Genomic DNA, 20329 nt, shown 5'->3' with positions numbered 1-20329 from the left:
AAGCCTAAGCGAAATAACATTATCATTTAGACGTCTAAGCGTCTTGATTGCCAAATATTAACATCGTGTTATAGTGGCTTCAACAACAGCATCACAGACGGTACAAAAAGAATGAGCAATAAGCCACTGATTCCTGAGAGTAAACTCCCTTCACTGGGCACCACTATCTTTAGCCAGATGAGCGCCCTGGCCCAGCAGCATCAGGCGATTAATCTGTCGCAGGGTTTTCCGGATTTTGATGGCCCGCGCTATCTGCAGGAGCGTCTGGCGTATCACGTCGCGCAGGGGGCCAATCAGTACGCGCCGATGACCGGCGTCGCCGCGCTACGCGAAGCGATTGTCGATAAAACCGAAGAGCTGTACGGCTATCGCCCCGATGCCAATAGCGACGTAACCGTCACCGCCGGGGCGACGGAAGCGCTGTATGCGGCGATTACCGCGCTGGTACGTTCCGGCGACGAAGTCATTTGCTTTGACCCCAGCTACGATAGCTATGCCCCGGCGGTTGAGCTGTCGGGCGGCGTGCTGAAGCGCATTGCTCTGCAGCCGCCTCATTTTCGCGTTGACTGGCAGCAGTTCGCCGCTACCCTCAGCGACAAAACTCGTCTGGTTATTCTCAATACGCCGCACAACCCGTCAGCGACGGTGTGGCAGCGTGAAGATTTTGCCGCGCTGTGGCAGGCGATTGCCGATCGCGAAATCTACGTACTTAGCGATGAAGTTTATGAACATATCTGCTTTGCTGCCGAAGGGCATGCCAGCGTGCTGGCGCATCCGCAGCTGCGCGAGCGCGCGGTGGCGGTCTCTTCATTCGGTAAAACGTTTCATATGACCGGCTGGAAGGTGGGGTACTGCGTGGCGCCTGCCGCTATCAGCGCTGAGCTGCGTAAAGTGCATCAGTATCTGACCTTCGCCGTCAACACCCCCGCTCAGCTGGCGATCGCCGATATGCTGCGCAGCGAGCCGGAGCATTATCGCCAGCTGCCGACGTTTTACCGCGAGCGTCGAGACCTGTTTATTGATGCGCTGCGTTCCAGCCGTCTGGAAATTTTGCCCTGCGAAGGGACCTACTTCCTGCTGGCGGACTACAGCGCAGTCTCCGATCTGGATGATGTCAACTTCTGCCGCTGGCTCACCACCGAGATCGGCGTCGCGGCGATCCCGCTGTCGGTGTTTTGTGCCGATCCGTTCCCGCATAAGCTGATACGCCTGTGCTTCGCCAAACAGCCAGCCACGCTGCTGGCTGCTGCGGAACGCCTGTGCCGTCTGTAGTTATTTAACGGTCCACGCCTGAGAAAATTGACGGTCGCCGAACATCTCCACCAGACCGTTGATTTGCTTCAGGCGTAATACTTCGTCGGCGTCCATCCCTAACTCTTTGCCGATTTTCTCATCGGTCCAGCCGAGACGCGCCAGTTCCTGAACGATTTCCGACATCGCATGAATCTGGTGACGCCCGCGCGCTCGGTTATGGCGGATGGTGGCGGCCATCAGTGAATCACGCCTGGCGCTGCTCCTTTCCAGACAGGTGACGGGGAGATAGCCTTTCAGCCGTTTTTTCAGCGCCGCCTTACCGTTGGCCAGTTCATGACGATGAAAACCATCGACAATCGAATAGCGCTCCCGCCCCTGTTTCAGCACCACGATAGGCTGGGTGAAGCCATCCGTCTCCAGCGAGGTGAACAACAGGCGTTTTTCCGGTGGCGCAAGGTTATTTGGGTTGTAATCATTAGGCGAAACGGCTTCCTGTTTTACCCACAGTACGCAATCAACCGGTTGGGATTTGAAGGGGCTATATTCATGCAGAATCTGGCGAAAGGCGTTAAGCGCAGTAATCTTTTCTTCTTCATTTTCCAGCGATTGCAGATAGCGTTCTATTTCCTGGATTAATTGTCGTTGCATAGTATTCCCCATTGCTGGCGCTTTTTATTCATCCGCTCGCGATAGCGTTTATATTGAGTCGCTTTGGTTGGGCTGAAAGAGAGCTGGCGGCACCAGTAATCATTGTTTAACAGCACTTTACAGATGCGCCGCCAGGACGGGACGTCTTTGGAGCCAATATCCGCCGGCTGGGTGTCAGGAATATCCAGCATGCCCTTTTTTTGATACCAGTGGAGATAGACGGCGATTTTATTGCGGTAATGCTCCGCCGTTTTCTCCGGCATGCTGTCGAGTAAAAACAGGGCGTAGCTTTTCCACGTATGATGTTCGGGTTTATCCAGCTTTCGATGGCCGTAGAACTGATTGTCGTGACCGGCGTAAACCCCGCCGCAGTGAACGCCGCTGACGCGCTGGCACATGGCGGCCCAGCGTTCAGGCTCCAGGACGTGGTAGAGCCACAGCCCCTGGCGCTGCTCCGGGCCAAAGGGTTCGCAGATGCGCATATAACGCAGCGGTACCCCCGCCTGATACATCAGGTTATAGAGCGGGTTATAGGAAAGACCGCTTTTGCCGAACCAGGTCCAGATATCGGCGGTTTTCCAGTCATAGATGGGATAGATATACCAGGCGTGTCCGCCCGGCGCCGACGTGGTCCAGGGTTTGTCGTCGGCAAAGCGCAGTTTGCGCTGCGAGGAGATGGTGATAAACCGGTTAAGCGACTCATCGGCGCGGATGCCGACCATTACCGCGGCCGGACGATTTTGCGAGAACCAATCGGCGAATTCGCGGACGAAGGTTTCAAAACTCATTCCAGGTTGATAAAACGGGAAATAGTCGGGATCGGTGATGGCATCCTCCGGCGGCTGGCGCACCCAGGGGGCGCCGGGTTCCCAGCACTGCCACTCCGGCGTGAACTGGGTTAGCGAGTTCTGAGTGGTGAGAGGTAGCGCCACCCAGAAAAATTGCTCGATAACGTCGCGATACTCCTCGCGCATCTTTTCGCAATGAGCAATGGTGCAGGAGAACTGCGCTTCCCAGTCAATAAACAGGACGCAAATCTTTTTACCTGCCTGGCGGGCATGCTGCGCCGTGAGATGCAGCATGGTTGTTGAATCTTTACCGCCAGAAAAAGAGACGCAAACGCGGGAGAAGTTTTCCATAACCCACTCTATTCTTTGCTGACTGGCTTGCAGAACAGATTCTGGTAATGGAATTTTAATAAAAGACACAGCCATTATTCCTTTAATGCCAAAGAGACTGTGTACTTATATCATATTCGTTTCTTAATCAAGAGATTAGTTGTCATTCATGAATTCAATGAAATCGATTTAACTATTCAATAATATTATTCTTTTCACACTCTTCGATAAAACTTGCGAAGTTGGGGTCGTCAAGATTCACCCGGTTGTAAATCATATAAATATTGATAGATGGAATTTTGAAAGGCGTTTCAATGATTTTAAATTTATTCTGGAAACTAATATGTTCTAAAATACATGTCGGGACGAAACCAATTATATCAGTTTGTTGAATAACATTAAGAATGGCTATGTATGAATCGCTGCTGAAAGCGATTTTTCTGTCAGAAAGCATACCTGCGGTTTGGCTTTGAAAGGATTTTGTTCCCTGATCGTTACAAATATAATAGGTGAAGCGTTCCTGCATGATGGCTTTTGTCGTCGTTAGCGACGCCAGTCGCGGATGGTTTTCATTACACACTAATGAAATGTCCAGCTCCTGAATGCGTTTACAGACGGTCGCTCGTGATGACAGCGCCGTGGTGCTAAATATCAGATCGGCCTTCCGGTAGGATAACAAACTCTCTATCGATTCACCTGAAGCGAGCAGATCATGATGTTCAACCTGCAGATTTGAATCATCTAATAACATATGAATCAGGCTGGTGGTTTTGGGCGTTATAAAAAGCTGCGGCGCATAGACAACGAGGCGCTTCCTTAATTCAGAACGATTGGTGAGATTGATGGTTTGTTCTAACTGATTAAGGTTATTTTCCAGGTGGTGATGCAAATTAACGCCGACGGTAGTTGGGGTAATCCCTTTACCTGAGCGCACGAATAGCGGATCGTTGAGCTGGTTGCGTAGCCGCTGAAGCGACTGGCTTACCGCAGACGGCGTAATAAATAGCGTTTCTGCAGCCTTACTGATACTTAAATGCTGGTAAATACATTCGAAAATAACGAGTAGGTTCAGATCGAACTTCTTGAGATCGTAAAGATTAGCCATTTTCAACGTCCTGTTAAGCTGGCGAGTAAAAAAAGAGGTTATTATATGTCTGCATTATATACATTACGTGATTATTCATTTTTTATTATTAATTGCTAATGACTTATTAAGTTTATCTAAATATATACTACAGCAGCGCATTCCGCCAGATCCTTTTGTGTACTGCTAAACCCGGCGGAAGAGTTAGTTTATAAATGCTTATCTTGCCCCCATCATAATCTGTAGTTTTTCTTTATCTGGAAGCCCGATCGCTTGTTGCAGCATATTTTCTTTATTCATGTAATAAATAGCAGGGGTGACGCTGGCGCCGAGTTCGTCCATCAGCTGTTGGTTGAAATTAAGTATCTTCATTTGCTCTGGCTGAATACTGGTGGGAATATTTAGCGCTGCTTTGCCACCAGACTGCTCATAGTGATGCCAGGTTTTCGCCGGGTCTTTGCTGGCCAGGATGGCCGCCGCGGCTGCGGGACTTTCCGGTTTTATGACGCCAACCAGCAGGGTGCGCAGCTGAACTTTCCCTGATTCTACCCACGGACGAGCCTGTTGCCAGAACTGTTGGCAGTAGGGGCAGAAGGGATCGGCAAAAACGTACAGAATCGTCGGCGCGTTTTCGTTACCGTCAAGCAGCCAGCGAGCGCTTTCCAGCTTTTTCCACATCTCCTGGCCCGCGGGGGTATAGAGCTCTTGCTGGAAGAGTTGTTCGCTAAGATTAGTACCGCTTTCGTCGTACATATAGCCCGAGATGGCGTGTTTGCCGTCCGGCGTGAGGTAGATGGCGACGCCCATATCCTGATACTTCCCTAACCAGCCTTTCATCCCTCCGGGCGCCTCGAAGGGTTTAATAATGGTAATTCCCTGTTTTTCTATCGCTTTTACGGGGGCGGGAAGCTCATCTGCAGAGCAGTAAAAAGGTAATAAGCTCAGAAAGAACAGTCGTTTTAACATGATTATGCCTTGTAAAATCAAAGAGAAGAGTAAGTGTAGCGGTAAAACCTATTACAGCCATAGGTAAGACCTGCGGCCGCGCGGATTGCCCTTTCGTTCTGTGGGTGATGTAATCCCTGAGCTGTTACATTAAGGTGTAGAGCGCAACACATTGCCAGCTACTGGCGCTGAACCTACCTGCGGGTGTTTCAGGTAACGGGGCCGCCTGCGAGGGCGGCCTTTTTACTTTTCAGCGCATATAATGCGAAACGCGACAGAAGTTTGCCATCGCGTTGACAGGTTCACAAAGTTGTCTTGTTCCGGTTGTTAGATAACGCTTATTGATTCGATAATGCAAACGCATTGGTCGAGTCAGGAAAAATTCGTTAACTTAGACCTCAACGAAAACACGGAGGAAGTATAGATGTCCTTAATTAATACCAAAATCAAACCTTTTAAAAACCAGGCATTCAAAAACGGTGAATTCATCGAAGTAACCGAGAAAGATACTGAAGGCCGCTGGAGCGTCTTCTTCTTCTACCCGGCTGACTTCACCTTCGTTTGCCCGACTGAACTGGGCGACGTGGCAGATCATTATGAAGAACTGCAGAAGCTGGGCGTAGACGTTTACTCCGTCTCTACCGACACCCACTTCACCCACAAAGCGTGGCACAGCAGCTCTGAAACCATCGCTAAAATCAAATATGCGATGATTGGCGACCCGACTGGCGCCCTGACCCGTAACTTCGACAACATGCGTGAAGATGAAGGTCTGGCAGATCGTGCAACCTTCGTTGTTGACCCGCAGGGTATCATCCAGGCTATCGAAGTTACCGCTGAAGGTATCGGCCGCGACGCGTCTGACCTGCTGCGTAAAATCAAAGCAGCTCAGTACGTAGCTTCTCACCCTGGCGAAGTTTGCCCGGCTAAATGGAAAGAAGGTGAAGCGACTCTGGCTCCGTCTCTGGACCTGGTCGGCAAAATCTAAATTTCCGTCTCCTTTCACGCAATTGCTGCGTTGGCGTCGCCTGCTCACCCCGGTCACTTACTGAGGTAAGCTTCCGGGGATTCTCAGGCTAGCCGCCTTGTTCTTGCGCGAAATGCTGAGGAAATTGCGTAGTAATATCTGGGCGCATCTGCGCCCGTTTTATTCCAACACCATGATGCAAGCGCATTCAGGCTGCCTGAACGAGGCCGCTTGCATGATGATGTTTTAAGCCCAGGAGATAAAAATGCTCGACACCAACATGAAAACCCAGCTCAAGGCCTATCTTGAGAAGCTGACCAAACCTGTTGAGCTGATTGCCACGCTGGATGACGGCGCTAAATCGGCAGAAATCAGGGAACTGCTGGCTGAAATTGCTGAACTGTCAGATAAAGTCACCTTCAAAGAAGATAACGGCCTGGCGGTGCGTAAGCCGTCATTCCTCATTACCAACCCAGGCTCCAGCCAGGGGCCGCGCTTTGCCGGCTCTCCGCTGGGACATGAATTCACCTCTTTAGTTCTGGCTCTGCTGTGGACCGGCGGCCATCCGTCAAAAGAAGCCCAGAGCCTGCTGGAGCAGATCCGCAATATCGACGGTGATTTTGAATTTGAAACCTACTATTCACTTTCATGTCATAACTGCCCGGATGTGGTTCAGGCGTTGAACCTGATGGCGGTACTGAACCCGCGTATCAAGCACACGGCGATTGACGGCGGCACTTATCAGAATGAAATCACCGAACGCAACGTGATGGGCGTACCGGCGGTATTCATGAACGGTAAAGAGTTTGGCCAGGGTCGCATGACGCTGACTGAAATTGTGGCCAAAGTGGATACCGGTGCGGAAAAACGTGCGGCGGAAGAGCTGAATAAACGTGAATCCTATGATGTCTTAATCGTCGGCTCAGGCCCGTCAGGCGCAGCGGCTGCCGTTTACTCAGCGCGTAAAGGCATTCGTACCGGTCTGATGGGTGAACGCTTCGGCGGCCAGGTGCTGGATACTGTTGATATCGAAAACTATATTTCGGTACCGAAGACCGAAGGTCAGAAACTGGCTGGCGCATTAAAAGCGCACGTCAGCGAATACGATGTTGATGTTATTGATTCTCAAAGCGCTTCCAGGCTGATTCCTGCGACGGTTGAAGGCGGATTGCACCAGATTGAAACCGCCTCCGGCGCGGTGCTGAAAGCGCGTAGCGTTATCATTGCCACCGGTGCGAAATGGCGTAACATGAACGTTTCAGGTGAAGATCAGTATCGCACGAAGGGCGTAACCTACTGTCCGCACTGCGACGGCCCGCTGTTTAAAGGTAAGCGCGTGGCGGTTATCGGCGGCGGTAACTCCGGTGTGGAAGCGGCCATCGACCTGGCAGGCGTTGTTGAACATGTAACGCTGCTTGAATTCGCGCCGGAAATGAAGGCCGACCAGGTTCTGCAGGATAAAGTCCGCAGCCTGAAGAACGTCGATATTATCCTCAATGCCCAGACCACAGAAGTGGTGGGCGATGGCAGTAAAGTGACCGGCCTGCAGTATCGTGACCGCGTGAGCGGCGATGAGCATCACGTCGCGCTGGCGGGGATCTTCGTACAGATTGGCCTGCTGCCGAATACCAACTGGCTGGAAGGAGCGATTGAGCGCAACCGCATGGGTGAAATCATCATTGATGCGAAATGTGAAACTAACGTGAAGGGCGTCTTCGCGGCGGGGGACTGCACAACCGTACCGTACAAGCAGATTATTATCGCTACCGGCGAAGGTGCAAAAGCGTCTCTGAGCGCGTTTGATTATCTGATCCGCACTAAAACGGCATAATTCATAATAAAGTAAGACCGAACCTGCACAGCAAAGAGGCTACCCCTGGGTAGCCTCTTTTTTTAGCTCTCTGACGCTATCTCACCACCATCACCGGAATATGCGCATGGCGGATCACGCTTGAGGCATTGGAGCCGAGCAGATGCGTGCTGATAGACGGATTACGCGAGCCTATCACCACTACGTCGGCTTTAATTTCATTGGCCAGTTCATTGACCATATCGCGCACGTTGCCAAAGCGAACGTGCATTTTGATTCGCGACGGGTCAATGCTGAAATGCCCGGCCATTGTTTTCAGGCGCGTTTCTGCTTCATGCTGCAAATGCTCTTCAAAGCGGCGCAGATCGGCGGTAAACCGGCTCATGGTAAAGCTTGATGAACCGGGCAGTACGTGGAGAAGATGGATAACCCCGTCCTGCTGGGCTAAAAACTCCGCATGGCGAACGGCTTTATCGCTTAACTCCATTTCAAAGACATCAACGGGCATAATGATTGTTTTATACATATGCATTCCTCCTTGTTCGTCTGCTTTTATATCAACACATTATAGGAAAATATTGTGCCATTCAGGTCGCAAAATTGTCAGATCGGTTAGAGGGTGGCGTAAAAGTTTGTCAAAAGAGAGGCGTGGAGGAGAAGGTGCAGAAAGAGGATGTAGCGACATCCTCTGGATAAAGCGCGAAACGCTTCAGGCAGCGGGGAGATTAACGGTGAAAATCGCCTGCGGCCTCCGGCTGGTATAGCAGTTCCAGCACTTCAAGATGCGTTGAGGTGCCGCCGGGCAACTCCCAGTGAATGGCGCTGCCGACCTTGAGCCCCAGCAACGCTGCGCCAACCGGCGCCATAACCGAGAGCTGGGTGGCGCTATCGGTCACCTGAGCCGGGAAAACCAGCGTGCGGATGCGCTCTTCGCCGGTGGTTAAATCGCGGAATCTCACCTGGCTATTCATGCTGACAACATTATGCGGCATGGCTTCCGGAGCCAGCATTTGCGCGCGGTCAAGCTCGTCGTTCAGTGCGTCCGCTACCGGCGAGTTAGCGAATGCCGGTTGTTCCAGCAGCCTGTCGATGCGTTCTGCATCCAGTTCATTAATGATGATTGCGGGTCTGGTCATCTCATACTCCATGTTATCCAGGAACCTGTCCGTAAAAGAAAACCCTCACCGAAAATGGCAAGGGTTAATGTTCTCTCATCATACTGAGACTTGCGGATGGTTTGAAGTGATTAAACGCACATTCATCAACGAACAATAGTTAAATCGTATGAAACTTAGCCGGCTTTATCCAGCAGAAATTGTTTACCGCAGTTCCCGGGATGAGGCTGAGGTAAGAATGAATTTACCGCGAGAGGCGCGTTGATGGCCGCCGCTTTGATGGAAATTTGCATCTCGGTCAGATAGGCGGGATTGCCGTTACAGGTTAACTTGAAAGCCTTAACGTTCTGATTTCCATAGGCCTCTGCGACCGCGGCGTTGAAATCATCCCGGCTAACGGTCTGCCCATAGTGACTGGCCAGGAAATGACCAAGGGGGCTTTGTTTAATCTCGCCGTTCAGGCGCACCATGGTGCCGAAATAACTGTCAGGATCGAAACCAAAACAAACCCCGTGCTTGGCGTATTCATAACGCTCAAGACATGAATTGCCGCCGGATCCCGGCATCACGCCGTTAAGCTTATTCGCCATTTCCAGCGAAAGGCCGGTTTCAGCCGCCCGACATTTTTGCCCGGCTTTCGCTTCAGGCATATTGGGAACAGGGCGGGTCGCGCAGCCAAAACGCATCCAGCGGCGTTCGTCCACTCCGCGCGCGGCGATAGACTTGGGCAGGCCTGGCCACAAGCCGTGAACGGTGAGAAAATCGGCTTTGTTGTCTGGTTCCTGCTGCAGGCGGCACTCTTCCGGCTCGCTGCGGTTTCGGTCCTGCATACTCTGGCAAAACCCCGTTTGCCAGGAAAGGGCCAGCACGTAGCGATCGAAATCGCCGTATTGCGTTGCGATCAGCGGATCGGCGCTGACCTGAGAAGCGCTTAGCAAAAGAGCGAGAGCGACGAAATCCTTCCTGAACATTTTTATTCCTGATGACGAATGGTCATTAATAACTTTGAGTTATTAAAGCATAAAAAAGGCGCCAGCAGGCGCCTTTTCACACGGTTTCAGCGTTAGCGGATTGCGCTACCGGGAACGAGGACTTCGGTGGCGATAATAACCACTAATAAACCAACCAGTACCGGGACAGAGGTGCGTTTCACCACTTCGAACGGCGAAATTTTTGCCATACCGGCCACGGCGACCACGACGCCGGAGACCGGAGAAATGGTTCGGCCAAGGTTAGACGCCTGCAGCATCGGGATCGAAAGATAAGCCGGGTTAATGCCGGACGAGTGCGCCAGCTTCGGGATCATCTCAACGAAAGCATAGAAGGGGGCATTACCAGAGCCTGTGGTCATCGCCGCCAGCATGGTCAGAATGACCAGTACCAGCATCAGAATAATACTGGCGGAGCCGAAAGAAGTTGCAATGGAGATCAGGCCGTTAATAAAGCCAATGGTGCTCAGCCCCTGCGCAAAGACGCCAGCGGCGACCAGCAGCATCACCACACCGGCAAAGGCGTCGGCCATCCCGCGATATGCCGCTTCCAGCCCATTAAACACATTTTTAGTATTAAAGCCGCGGCAGAATTCCAGAACTGCCGCCAGCAGCATGCAGAGTACGAGGATGGTAATAATGTGCAGCTCCGGACCCCATTTGCCATCAAAAATCAGCACCCCGATTATCGGCGTAAACGGCAGGATGGCGTAGAAAGAAGGGGCGGTGGTGGTGATCTCGTTCACATCAAGCATTTCATGCGCGACGTTTTCCTTCTTATCCAGATAGCGCTGCCAGAAGAAGTGAGCAATCGCCATGCTGATAATCGCCACAATAGAGATAGGCAGCGTGGTTTTAAAAGCAAAGTCAATCAGCGGCATTTCGGCGGCTTTGGCGGCCAGCACGACGTCGCCGGAAGTCGGGGAGAGAATAATCGCCGCCGGAGAGGCGCAGATTGCGGCGGCGGCGCCGCGGCTGATACCAACGTTGACCATGACCGGGAACAGCGTGGCCATCAGCAGGACGCCCAGGCCGGTGGCTGAGGAAACAGCCAGCGACATCAGGCAGGCCACGAAATAAGCAGCGATCATAAGTAGATAAGGGGAGTTAATATAGCGCAGCGGTTTTGAGGCCAGTTTGACGACCATATCGTTGGCGCCAATATGCGTCATATAGGTGGCGAAACCGCAGAGCATCATGATCATCATGCCGAGGTCGCCGCCGCGGCTCATGAGCAGTATCTTAATATACTCAACGATATCGGTAGCAGAGTAGCCGGTGCTCTTTGCGTCGCCAGGTAAAATCTTATGCCCCATTAGCGCGCTGGCGATGAGTAATACTAAGCCACCGACGAACAGCACTCCGGTGGCGGAATAACCTTTAATGATATAGCGGGCGACGCCCACAATGACCACAATCCCAATCAGGATCTCTACTAGCGTAAGCATTCTTAAACCCCTAAACCATTAACCCAAAGAATCTACTGATAAATAAAGCGAAGGAAAAATTTAGTGAGGGAATGTGCCTAAAAAACGGGCAAAACTCGCTGATGCAAATCAATAAATCGATGAGAATCCCTGGATGGTTGGGCTTTACTGGCGTAACCGGCAAAACCGCGCGGAGAGTTTTTCAGATTTTTTGTAGCGGGCAAATCAAGAGTTTGCCTAATTTCGTTAAGGAAGTATTAAGCTTATCCTTGCTATTTTAACCCGCTCAAAAAATGATACTGGTAAGAGAAAAGTGTTAATGCATCGTCGATTTATAGGTTTTTTTCTTGGGTGCCTGGGGCTGCTGCTGTCGTCTACTTCTGCTAACGCTTCGTTCAGCTCGACGCTTCGCGATGGTTACAACACGCTGACTGATAACGTTGCGCAGACCTGGAATGAGCCTGAGCACTACGATCTTTATATCCCTGCGGTGACCTGTCATGCGCGTTTTGCCTATGACAAGGAGAAAACCGACAGGTACAACGAGCGCCCCTGGGGTGCCGGTTTTGGCGTTTCACGCTGGGATGATAAAGGGAACTGGCATGGCATCTATCTGATGGCTTTTAAGGATTCTTATAATAAGTGGGAGCCCATCGGCGGCTATGGCTGGGAGAAGACCTGGCGACCTTTGGCAGATGATAATTTCCATCTTGGCTTAGGCTATACGCTCGGCGTCACGGCGCGTGACAACTGGAAATATATCCCGATCCCGGTAGTGCTGCCTTTGGCTTCCATCGGCTACGGCCCGGCCACCTTCCAGATGACCTATATTCCCGGCACCTATAACAACGGAAACGTTTACTTCGCATGGGCACGCATTCAGTTTTGAGGCGATTTTCCATAGCAATAAAAGAGATAAGCAGGCTGTCTTGAGGAAAAACAAAGACTAAAGTGAACCCTGCCCAAAAAGATAGAGACTTTTATCACTTTTTAGCAAAGTTGCGCTGGACAAAAGGTACCACAATTGGTGTACTGATACCCGACACAGTATTAGTGTCGATTTTTTCATATAAAGGTAATTTTGATGTCTAAGATTAAAGGTAACGTTAAGTGGTTTAATGAGTCCAAAGGATTCGGTTTCATTACTCCGGAAGATGGCAGCAAAGATGTATTCGTACATTTCTCTGCAATCCAGTCCAACGGTTTCAAAACTCTGGCTGAAGGTCAGCGCGTAGAGTTCGAAATCACTAACGGTGCCAAAGGCCCTTCTGCTGCAAACGTAATGCCTATCTAAGCAACGCGTCAGCAGAATATAAAAACCCGCTCTCAGCGGGTTTTTTTTTGCCTGCGTCTAGCGGCTGGCGGCTTGCGAAAACAGCCAGAACGCAGCGGCCGTCATGGCAAATGAACCTAACAGATTGACGAAAACGTTCAGCAGCGCCCAGCTAACGCGCCCCTGCTGCAGCAAAAACACCACTTCAGCGGAAAATGTGGAAAAGGTGGTCAACCCACCGCAAAAGCCGGTAGTGATGAGTAGCTTCCACATCGGATCGACGTCCGTCAGGCGATTAAACCAGGCCAGACCGGCCCCGATAATAAATGCCCCTAGCAGGTTAGCGGTGAGAGTACCAATGGGGATAGCGTGGTGCATGGGGTTAAACTTCATACCCAGCCACCAGCGCAAAACGCTGCCGGTGCCGCCGCCAAGAAATACAGCCAAAAGGAGTTGCAACACGATTGTTCTCTGCTTATTGATTGCGACTAAACTTCGAGTGTAGCGCGCGAAATACCTTGCTGGCTATGAATTACCTGACGGGAGAGAAAAGATGCTTGTTGCTGCCGGACAATTTGCCGTAACGCCGGACTGGACGGTCAATGCTCAGACCTGCGTGAGCATGATGCGTCAGGCCGGGGAGCGCGGAGCAACGCTTCTGGTGCTACCCGAGGCGTTGCTGGCGCGAAACGACGCCGATGCGGATTTATCAGTCAAGTCCGCCCAGCAGCTGGACGGCGGTTTTTTACAGCTTCTGCTGGCGGAAAGCGAAAACAGTCCCTTGACGACGGTGCTGACCCTGCACGTGCCTTCTGCAGAAGGGCGGGCAACGAATACGCTGGTGGCGTTACGTCACGGGAAAATTATTGCGCAATATCAGAAACTGCATTTGTATGATGCTTTCAATATTCAGGAATCCCGGCTGGTCGATGCCGGTCAGCAAATTCCGCCGCTCATTGAGGTCGACGGGATGCGAGTCGGGTTAATGACCTGTTACGATTTACGCTTTCCTGAGCTGGCGCTATCCTTAGCGCTCAGCGGCGCGCAGCTTATTGTCCTGCCCGCCGCGTGGGTAAAAGGGCCGCTGAAAGAGCATCACTGGGCGACTCTGCTGGCGGCACGGGCGCTGGATACCACCTGCTATATTGTCGCTGCGGGGGAATGCGGAACGCGTAATATTGGTCAGAGTCGAATTGTCGATCCTTTAGGAACGACGATTGCCGGGGCAGGGGAGCAGCCGCAGCTGATTTTCGCGGAGCTTTCAACCGATTATATTCAGCAGGTAAGAGAGCGCCTGCCGGTGCTGCAGAATCGTCGCTTTGCGCCACCGCAATTATTATGACGTTTTTTTAAACAAGGCTTGATTCACCTTGTTACAGATTGCTATTGTGTCCGCGCGTCAAATAGCCGTTAATTGTATGCGTGTATGATGGCGTATTCGCAGCTTGTATTAGAGAAGAAGGTTAGCTATGGGTGAGATTAGTATTACCAAACTGCTGGTAGTCGCAGCGCTGATTATCCTGGTGTTTGGTACCAAAAAGTTACGCACGCTGGGTGGAGACCTGGGCTCGGCTATCAAAGGCTTCAAAAAAGCCATGAGCGATGACGATGATAGTGCGAAAAAGACCAGTGCCGAAGAGGCTCCGGCGCAGAAGCTCTCTCATAAAGAGTAATTCGCGACGAGTTTCCTGGTGAAGGAGGCTCGCTACCGACGGGGAAACCGCGTCGGCAAAGAGGCCGCAGCGATAGCGCTGCGGCCTCTTTTTGTCATCTGCACGGATTTTGCTTAAAAAGATGCAACTAACTGTTACCGCGTTGGGTTTTATTATTGGCGAGCAAAATGAGTGGCAGGAAAGACCGCAGCGCTACAAATATAACGCCGCGGTCGCAACAGGAATTACTTCACTTCCATGCCTTTGGCCTGCAGGTCGGCATGATAGGACGAACGAACAAAGGGTCCGCAGGCGGCGTGGGTAAAGCCCATTGCCATCGCTTCGGCTTTCATCTCTTCGAATTCATCCGGGCTCACGTAGCGCTGTACCGGCAGGTGGTGGCGGCTCGGTTGCAGATACTGGCCTAAAGTCAGCATCGTCACGCCGTGGCGGCGCAGATCGCGCATGACTTCAATGATTTCAGCATTCGTTTCGCCTAAACCCACCATCAGTCCCGATTTCGTCGGGATCTCCGGGTGCGCTTCTTTAAAGCGCTCCAGCAGCTTCAGGGACCAGTTGTAGTCGGCGCCAGGGCGAACCTGACGATAGAGGCGCGGAACGTTTTCCAGGTTATGGTTAAACACGTCAGGCGGCGTGGCCTGGAGGATCTCCAGCGCACGATCCATACGGCCGCGGAAGTCCGGCACCAGAGTTTCAATTTTGATCGTCGGGCTTTTTTCACGAATCGCGCTGATGCAGTCGGCAAAGTGCTGAGCGCCGCCATCGCGCAGATCGTCGCGGTCCACGGAGGTTACAACCACATAGCGCAGCGCCATATCGGCGATGGTTTGCGCCAGCTTTTGCGGCTCGTTGGCGTCCGGCGTTATCGGGCGTCCGTGGGCAACATCGCAGAACGGGCAACGGCGGGTACAGATGGCGCCCAGGATCATAAAGGTCGCCGTTCCGTGGTTAAAACATTCCGCGAGGTTAGGGCAAGAGGCTTCTTCGCACACGGAGTGCAGGCCGTTCTTACGCATCGCTGCCTTGATCCCCTGGATACGGGACGAGTCAGCCGGAAGTTTGATTTTCATCCATTCCGGTTTTCTGAGCAGAGCTTCACGCTCAGTTGCCACGTTTTTCACCGGGATAAGGGCCATTTTATCGGCATCGCGGTATTTAACACCGCGTTCCATCACAATGGGTTTACTCATAGCGTGCGTGTTCCAGTTGCGAGTGACGAAGGAAAGCGAATCAATTCAAGTAAATGTTGCATTTATCAACTATTTTTGAATTAAACGCAGGCAGTATATCATTGATACGGGGCATAAAGCAGCCTGCTTGCCGGGCAAATTGTAAAATAGTTGTTGTTTTATGCTTTTCCCACACGTGCCTTATCGACTAGAAAGCCTGACGAATTGTCCCGACGATCTCTTTCAACAAGGGTTCCTGCGCGCTGAGCTTGTTATAGTGCAACGCAATATCAATTCTTTCTTCGCGCAGAGGGGCGAAGTCGATCATTTTCAAAGGCCATATTCTGTCAACCAGAGAAAACATCCCGGAAGTTATCAGCCCCAGCATATCGCTTTCGCTGACCAGCGCCGCCTGAGTTAACAGATTGTAGCTACTAAAACCGCAGCGGCGTTCGCCGAGGTGTTCCTGCAGGCGACGCAGGATGGTGGTGTAGCGCTGCCCCTCTGGCTGCAGCAGAGCGAATTCATATTGACTAAGATTATCTGCGGTTGCAGGCAAGGCGAGAGCCGGATGTCCTGCCCGGCAGAAGATGTGCACGCTGTCCTGGTAAAGCACATGGTGCGTAATCGTCTGCCCGCTGTGGGGATAGCTGTCGATAAGCAGGTCCACCTGACGCTGGTTTAGCTGACTGACTGCGTCGTTGATAGCGATATTGTGCAGCAGTATCTGGGGAAAGACGGCCCGCAGTTTTTGGGTGATAACCGGCATGATTAACGCGCCAATAGCCGGGGAAGTGGCAATCGTTATCACCCGCTCCCGCTGCGTATTGCCGGTGAGATCCAGCGCGTTGAGAAACGCCTCCATCCCCTGACTAATATGCTTATGCAAATGCGTAGCGTAGGCCGTGGGGGTCACGCCCTGTCCCTTACGAATAAATAGCGGGTCAGGGAAGAGCGCGCGCAGCTTGTTGATTGACTGGCTTATCGCCGACGGCGTGATATTGAGTACCTTTGCCGCGTTAACGATGCCTTTATGGACGTAAACCGCTTCAAAAATAGTGAGTAAATTGAGGTCTATCGTACGCAGAATGCGAAACATCTGCCGACCGTGGCGATCGTCAAGCCGATCGCCTGATTCTGCCTGAGAGTTATTGTCGTCCACTCTTTATTTCCGCTAGTGATAATTAGCACCATTATAGCGGTCACATTTATTTTATTAGTGATGATAGATTGCAAATAAAAGGCTTAATCCGGCCCGAGGAAAAACGAGACGTCCCGCGGCAACGGGACGTGATGGCTAACGGGATAAAATGTATTCCGATGGCGGATCGTTCAGGAGCGCCAGCAGATGAGCGACCAGACGTGGCGATACGTTTTCCGGCTGGGCATCTGGCTGCCACTGACGCATCTGCGTCATCTCCATTCCGGCATAGCCGCAGGGGTTAATTCTCAGGAACGGCGACAGATCCATGTTGATATTTAGCGCCAGGCCGTGGAATGAGCAACCCCTACGAATGCGCAGACCCAGAGAGCAGATTTTCCGATCGCCCACGTAGACGCCGGGAGCATCGGCGCGCGGGTGTGATTCGATGTCATATTCCGCCAGGGTGTTCACGACGGTTTGCTCCAGAAGCGTGACCAGCTCGCGCACCCCCAGCTTACGGCGTTTCAGGTTCAGCAGAACGTACATCACCTGCTGGCCGGGACCGTGATAGGTGACCTGCCCCCCGCGATCGCTCTGAATCACCGGGATTTCGCCGGGAACGAGAACATGTTCGGCTTTGCCTGCCTGCCCCTGAGTGAATACGGGATGGTGCTCTACCAGCCAGATTTCATCCAGCGTAGTCTCGTCGCGGGTGTCGGTAAACTCGTGCATTGCCTGCGAGACAGGTTCGTAAGGTTGCAGGCCGAGCTGGCGGATGAGAATTTTATTGTGCTGCAAAACAACGTCTCCGCAGAGAGAGAATGATTTGAGTGGGGAAGTATATCACAGCGAGAAAGCGAGAATGACCCGGCGTGGACGCCGGGTCAGGGGAAGAGATTTACAGCACCATCCGAACGATTTCAATATTGCCCAGCTCTTCGTAGAGAGTTTCTACCTGCTCAATATGGGTTGCATTGATGGTAATAGAGACAGAGTGGTAGTTGCCTTTGCTGCTGGGTTTTACCGTCGGAGAGTAATCACCTGGTGCATGGCGCTGTACCACTTCAACCACCTGGTCAACCAGCTCCGGCAACGCCTGTCCCATTACTTTGTAAGTAAATGGGGTAGGGAATTCAAGCAGTTCGTTAAGTTTGGTTTTCATGTCAGCTCCGGTGTTACAACAAAAAATAATAACTCCCACGACGTGTGGGAGTTATCAGGATATCTAGTATATGGGGATGTAAATCACACTTTCAAGCGTTCGGTTTTTAACCAAACCAGTGATGGAACATTAATTTAATGTAATCAATGATTTTACCGAAGAAATTGCCTTCCGGGATTTCCTGCAGGACCACCAGCGGACGCTGATCGATGGTTTTGCCATCAAGCTGGAAGTTAATGGTGCCCACAACCTGGTTTTTCTGCAGCGGCGCGTGCAGCTCGGCATTATTCAGCACGTAGCTGGCTTTCAGATCTTTCATCCGACCGCGAGGAATCGTCAGATAAACGTCTTTATCCACGCCGAGAGAGGCGCGATCGCTATCGCCGAACCAGGCAGGTTCAGAGGCGAATTCTTTACCGGCTTTAATCGGGTTAACGGTTTCAAAGAAGCGAAAGCCCCAGGTCAGCAGCTTTTTGCTTTCGGACTCGCGTCCTTTATAGGTACGACCGCCCATCACGGCGGAGATGAGGCGCATCTGGCCTTCAGTTGCCGATGCCACGAGGTTGTAGCCCGCTTTATCCGTGTGGCCGGTTTTAATGCCGTCGACGTTGAGGCTGTTATCCCACAGCAGGCCGTTGCGGTTGAGCTGACGAATACCGTTGAAGGTAAATTCTTTCTCTTTGTAGATGGTGTATTCGTTTGGAACATCGCGAATCAGCGCCTGGCCAATCAGCGCCATGTCGCGCGCTGAGCTGAACTGACCATCGGCATCCAGGCCGTGAACGGTCTGGAAATGGGTGTTCTTCAGGCCCAGCGCGTTAACGTAGTTGTTCATCAGGCTGACGAAGGCGTCCTGGCTACCGGCGACGTAGTCGGCCATCGCCACGCAGGCATCGTTGCCCGACTGCAGGTTGATACCGCGGATCAGCTGGGATACCGGCACCTGCATACCCGGTTTGAGGAACATCAGCGAAGAACCTTTGAACACCGGATTACCGGTTGCCCACGCGTCGTTGCCTACGGTGACCAGGTCGGACTCTTTAAATTTGCCCGCTTTCATGGCCTGACCAATGACATAGCTGGTCATCATTTTAGTCAGGCTTGCCGGGTCGCGACGGGAGTCAGCGTTGTTTTCCGCCAGCACTTTGCCTGAGTTGTAATCGATAAGAATCCAGGATTCGGCGTCAATCTGCGGGGCGCCTGGGATCATAGTTTTGATATTCAGGTCATCGGCGCGGGCAGCGGAGGACAGCGCTGCCACGGAGAGCGCCGTAACGAGTAAACGAGCGGTAAAAGAGGTCTTCATGGTCTGAACAACGGCATCCGTGATGGAGTTAAAAAAGTGCCTTACTATAACAAATGCACTACGAACCAGCATCCGACATTGCGTACGACTTTGTTAATGACTTTGTCATACGCAATGAACCGGGGCGGCTGGACCAATGCCTTTAGTTGGCGCGAGTAATAAATGATTGCAGCTGAGCTTCGCTTTGCAGGCGCTGTTGGATCGTGCTAGCCTCCGCTTTGCTGCTGAATGGGCCAAGCTGGATACGCCACACCGCGCCGTTTTGCATGACGCGGCCCGGAACGGAAAATTGCTGACTCAGACGCTGCTGGTACTGTTGCGCACGGGACTGGTCGCTGACGGCGCCGACCTGTACGACGAAATCGCCGTTGGCGCTTGCCGCTGCGGCTGGCGTCACTGCTGCGGTCGCGACGGCGGCGGGCGCTACGCTTCCCTGAACAGAACCCGGCGCGGTAACCGGCGCGGTTTGCACCACGGGCTCGCTGCCTTCCAGCACACCGTTATTCAGCGGCGTCGGCGCGCCGAGAAAACCGCCGCTGTTGACCGGTGCGCCGGTGCTATCTTCCGGCTTCAGCGTTGCGTTGCTGATGGCGTGCACGTCAGTTGGCGCGGGTTGCCCCATCGCCGCGCTGCCGTCGCCGTCAAGATTCGGGCGCGCCGGCAGGGCGTAGGTCTGTTTGGCTACCGTCGTACAGGCCATGCCCGGCCCGGAAAGCGAGCCGTCCGGTGCGACGATGATAGGGTCGATACGTACTTTGGTATTATTTGATGTATTCAGACGATCGGCTGAGGCGCGCGACAGTGAGATCACGCGATCGTTACCGTAAGGCCCGCGATCGTTGATGCGCACGACGATCATGCGGCCGTTCGCCAGGTTGGTGATCCGCGCGTAGCTTGGGATCGGCAGCGTAGGATGGGCAGCGGTGAGCTGCGTAGGATCGAACGCTTCTCCCGATGCGGTCAGATTGCTGTTGGGCTCGGCGTCGTAGATAGCGGCGAAACCTGCCTGGGTAAAGTTGGACGGATCCTGAACGATTTTGTAGCTTTTGCCGTCGCGTTCATAATCCTGATTCGCCGTGGCGTTAGGCGTTTCGTACTGCGGATCGGCGCCGCTAATCTCCACCGTTGGGCCATTGCAAACGGCCGGCTGTGGAGTGCTGACCGTTTTCTGTTGAACGTCTTCACCCGAACATGCCGCCAGCAGCCCTGCTGCTATGCAGATCCCCAGCCATTGCTTACGCATCG

22 protein-coding genes are annotated in these 20329 nt (G+C 52.5%); 7 read left to right on the top strand and 15 right to left on the bottom strand.

Annotated features, from left to right (window positions below; genetic code table 11):
• The first annotated feature begins 126 nt into the window (after window positions 1–126).
• Window positions 127–1272, top strand: coding sequence for a pyridoxal phosphate-dependent aminotransferase (locus IAE27_RS11010; protein WP_162556139.1), 1146 nt, complete (start codon window positions 127–129; stop codon window positions 1270–1272).
• Here the strand turns inward: IAE27_RS11010 and IAE27_RS11005 are convergent, their stop codons facing one another.
• From IAE27_RS11005 to dsbG, 4 genes are all read right to left on the bottom strand, one after another.
• Window positions 1273–1902: an IbrB-like domain-containing protein gene (locus IAE27_RS11005; protein ID WP_004100133.1), complete on the bottom strand. Its 630-nt coding sequence runs from the start codon at window positions 1900–1902 to the stop codon at window positions 1273–1275.
• The gene (locus IAE27_RS11000; protein WP_032704826.1) at window positions 1887–3110 is read right to left on the bottom strand and encodes a phosphoadenosine phosphosulfate reductase; all 1224 of its coding nucleotides are present in this window, start codon (window positions 3108–3110) and stop codon (window positions 1887–1889) included. The genes IAE27_RS11005 and IAE27_RS11000 overlap by 16 nt, the downstream gene beginning before the upstream one ends.
• A gap of 103 nt (window positions 3111–3213) precedes the next feature.
• Window positions 3214–4125 (bottom strand): DNA-binding transcriptional repressor CitR, encoded by a 912-nt coding sequence (gene citR, locus IAE27_RS10995; protein ID WP_070557468.1) that lies wholly within the window; start codon window positions 4123–4125, stop codon window positions 3214–3216.
• A gap of 198 nt (window positions 4126–4323) precedes the next feature.
• A complete protein-coding gene (gene dsbG, locus IAE27_RS10990; RefSeq protein ID WP_049127428.1) occupies window positions 4324–5070 on the bottom strand; it encodes a thiol:disulfide interchange protein DsbG in 747 nt (248 codons plus the stop codon).
• A gap of 403 nt (window positions 5071–5473) precedes the next feature.
• Here dsbG and ahpC point away from each other — a divergent pair, with 403 nt between their 5' ends.
• Both ahpC and ahpF read left to right on the top strand, forming a co-directional pair.
• A complete protein-coding gene (gene ahpC / locus IAE27_RS10985) occupies window positions 5474–6037 on the top strand; it encodes an alkyl hydroperoxide reductase subunit C (protein WP_002894394.1) in 564 nt (187 codons plus the stop codon).
• Window positions 6038–6281: 244 nt separating this feature from the next.
• Window positions 6282–7847: an alkyl hydroperoxide reductase subunit F gene (ahpF, locus tag IAE27_RS10980; protein ID WP_154022726.1), complete on the top strand. Its 1566-nt coding sequence runs from the start codon at window positions 6282–6284 to the stop codon at window positions 7845–7847.
• Window positions 7848–7923: 76 nt separating this feature from the next.
• Here ahpF and uspG read toward each other — a convergent pair whose 3' ends face one another.
• The 4 genes from uspG to dcuC form a co-directional block, all read right to left on the bottom strand.
• Window positions 7924–8352, bottom strand: coding sequence for a universal stress protein UspG (uspG, locus tag IAE27_RS10975; RefSeq protein ID WP_004100140.1), 429 nt, complete (start codon window positions 8350–8352; stop codon window positions 7924–7926).
• A 199-nt stretch (window positions 8353–8551) separates the two neighbouring features.
• Window positions 8552–8962 carry a nucleoside diphosphate kinase regulator gene (gene rnk / locus IAE27_RS10970; protein WP_070557469.1) on the bottom strand — a complete coding sequence of 137 codons (411 nt, stop codon included), beginning with the start codon at window positions 8960–8962 and terminating at the stop codon, window positions 8552–8554.
• 155 nt (window positions 8963–9117) lie between these two features.
• Entirely contained in the window at window positions 9118–9912 is a 795-nt protein-coding gene (gene rna / locus IAE27_RS10965; protein ID WP_032727948.1) for a ribonuclease I, read from the bottom strand.
• Window positions 9913–10004: 92 nt separating this feature from the next.
• On the bottom strand, window positions 10005–11378 hold the full coding sequence (dcuC, locus tag IAE27_RS10960; protein ID WP_004100144.1) for an anaerobic C4-dicarboxylate transporter DcuC: 1374 nt from the start codon (window positions 11376–11378) through the stop codon (window positions 10005–10007).
• A gap of 292 nt (window positions 11379–11670) precedes the next feature.
• Between dcuC and pagP the strand changes: the two genes are divergently transcribed.
• On the top strand, window positions 11671–12246 hold the full coding sequence (gene pagP / locus IAE27_RS10955) for a lipid IV(A) palmitoyltransferase PagP (protein WP_200092412.1): 576 nt from the start codon (window positions 11671–11673) through the stop codon (window positions 12244–12246).
• Window positions 12247–12441: 195 nt separating this feature from the next.
• Window positions 12442–12651 (top strand): transcription antiterminator/RNA stability regulator CspE, encoded by a 210-nt coding sequence (gene cspE / locus IAE27_RS10950; RefSeq protein ID WP_004100146.1) that lies wholly within the window; start codon window positions 12442–12444, stop codon window positions 12649–12651.
• A gap of 57 nt (window positions 12652–12708) precedes the next feature.
• Here the strand turns inward: cspE and crcB are convergent, their stop codons facing one another.
• Window positions 12709–13092, bottom strand: a complete 384-nt coding sequence (gene crcB, locus IAE27_RS10945; RefSeq protein WP_004100147.1) for a fluoride efflux transporter CrcB — start codon at window positions 13090–13092, stop codon at window positions 12709–12711.
• Window positions 13093–13183: 91 nt separating this feature from the next.
• On the opposite strand from crcB, the gene IAE27_RS10940 reads away from it, so the two are divergent.
• Window positions 13184–13972 carry a deaminated glutathione amidase gene (locus tag IAE27_RS10940; RefSeq protein ID WP_004100148.1) on the top strand — a complete coding sequence of 263 codons (789 nt, stop codon included), beginning with the start codon at window positions 13184–13186 and terminating at the stop codon, window positions 13970–13972.
• A 127-nt stretch (window positions 13973–14099) separates the two neighbouring features.
• Window positions 14100–14303 carry a twin-arginine translocase subunit TatE gene (gene tatE / locus IAE27_RS10935; RefSeq protein ID WP_004100149.1) on the top strand — a complete coding sequence of 68 codons (204 nt, stop codon included), beginning with the start codon at window positions 14100–14102 and terminating at the stop codon, window positions 14301–14303.
• 224 nt (window positions 14304–14527) lie between these two features.
• On the opposite strand, the gene lipA is transcribed toward tatE, so the two are convergent.
• The 6 genes from lipA to rlpA all read right to left on the bottom strand — a co-directional run bounded on the left by lipA (window position 14528) and on the right by rlpA (window position 20327).
• Window positions 14528–15493 (bottom strand): lipoyl synthase, encoded by a 966-nt coding sequence (lipA, locus tag IAE27_RS10930; protein ID WP_004100150.1) that lies wholly within the window; start codon window positions 15491–15493, stop codon window positions 14528–14530.
• A 187-nt stretch (window positions 15494–15680) separates the two neighbouring features.
• Window positions 15681–16634: a YbeF family transcriptional regulator gene (locus IAE27_RS10925; protein ID WP_032727949.1), complete on the bottom strand. Its 954-nt coding sequence runs from the start codon at window positions 16632–16634 to the stop codon at window positions 15681–15683.
• A 135-nt stretch (window positions 16635–16769) separates the two neighbouring features.
• On the bottom strand, window positions 16770–17414 hold the full coding sequence (lipB, locus tag IAE27_RS10920) for a lipoyl(octanoyl) transferase LipB (protein WP_004100152.1): 645 nt from the start codon (window positions 17412–17414) through the stop codon (window positions 16770–16772).
• Window positions 17415–17514: 100 nt separating this feature from the next.
• Entirely contained in the window at window positions 17515–17778 is a 264-nt protein-coding gene (gene ybeD, locus IAE27_RS10915) for a DUF493 family protein YbeD (protein WP_004100153.1), read from the bottom strand.
• Between the two features lie 106 nt (window positions 17779–17884).
• Entirely contained in the window at window positions 17885–19084 is a 1200-nt protein-coding gene (gene dacA / locus IAE27_RS10910; protein WP_004100154.1) for a D-alanyl-D-alanine carboxypeptidase DacA, read from the bottom strand.
• 142 nt (window positions 19085–19226) lie between these two features.
• Window positions 19227–20327 (bottom strand): endolytic peptidoglycan transglycosylase RlpA, encoded by a 1101-nt coding sequence (gene rlpA / locus IAE27_RS10905; protein WP_004100155.1) that lies wholly within the window; start codon window positions 20325–20327, stop codon window positions 19227–19229.
• Between the last annotated feature and the right edge of the window lie 2 nt (window positions 20328–20329).

Source organism: Klebsiella sp. S69 (assembly GCF_016516145.1).
GTDB lineage: Bacteria > Pseudomonadota > Gammaproteobacteria > Enterobacterales > Enterobacteriaceae > Klebsiella > Klebsiella oxytoca.
Note: the sequence above shows the minus strand (reverse complement) of the source record. Positions and strands in the feature narration are given on the sequence as shown.

Bases quoted from the DNA above. Each gene is read 5' to 3' on its own strand.
- IAE27_RS11005 (WP_004100133.1), bottom strand. From the start codon at position 1,902: ATGCAACGACAATTAATCCAGGAAATAGAACGCTATCTGCAATCGCTG.
- citR (WP_070557468.1), bottom strand. From the start codon at position 4,125: ATGGCTAATCTTTACGATCTCAAGAAGTTCGATCTGAACCTACTCGTT.
- dsbG (WP_049127428.1), bottom strand. From the start codon at position 5,070: ATGTTAAAACGACTGTTCTTTCTGAGCTTATTACCTTTTTACTGCTCT.
- ahpC (WP_002894394.1), top strand. From the start codon at position 5,474: ATGTCCTTAATTAATACCAAAATCAAACCTTTTAAAAACCAGGCATTC.
- ahpF (WP_154022726.1), top strand. From the start codon at position 6,282: ATGCTCGACACCAACATGAAAACCCAGCTCAAGGCCTATCTTGAGAAG.
- uspG (WP_004100140.1), bottom strand. From the start codon at position 8,352: ATGTATAAAACAATCATTATGCCCGTTGATGTCTTTGAAATGGAGTTA.
- rnk (WP_070557469.1), bottom strand. From the start codon at position 8,962: ATGACCAGACCCGCAATCATCATTAATGAACTGGATGCAGAACGCATC.
- rna (WP_032727948.1), bottom strand. From the start codon at position 9,912: ATGTTCAGGAAGGATTTCGTCGCTCTCGCTCTTTTGCTAAGCGCTTCT.
- dcuC (WP_004100144.1), bottom strand. From the start codon at position 11,378: ATGCTTACGCTAGTAGAGATCCTGATTGGGATTGTGGTCATTGTGGGC.
- cspE (WP_004100146.1), top strand. From the start codon at position 12,442: ATGTCTAAGATTAAAGGTAACGTTAAGTGGTTTAATGAGTCCAAAGGA.
- IAE27_RS10940 (WP_004100148.1), top strand. From the start codon at position 13,184: ATGCTTGTTGCTGCCGGACAATTTGCCGTAACGCCGGACTGGACGGTC.
- tatE (WP_004100149.1), top strand. From the start codon at position 14,100: ATGGGTGAGATTAGTATTACCAAACTGCTGGTAGTCGCAGCGCTGATT.
- lipA (WP_004100150.1), bottom strand. From the start codon at position 15,493: ATGAGTAAACCCATTGTGATGGAACGCGGTGTTAAATACCGCGATGCC.
- ybeD (WP_004100153.1), bottom strand. From the start codon at position 17,778: ATGAAAACCAAACTTAACGAACTGCTTGAATTCCCTACCCCATTTACT.
- dacA (WP_004100154.1), bottom strand. From the start codon at position 19,084: ATGAAGACCTCTTTTACCGCTCGTTTACTCGTTACGGCGCTCTCCGTG.
- rlpA (WP_004100155.1), bottom strand. From the start codon at position 20,327: ATGCGTAAGCAATGGCTGGGGATCTGCATAGCAGCAGGGCTGCTGGCG.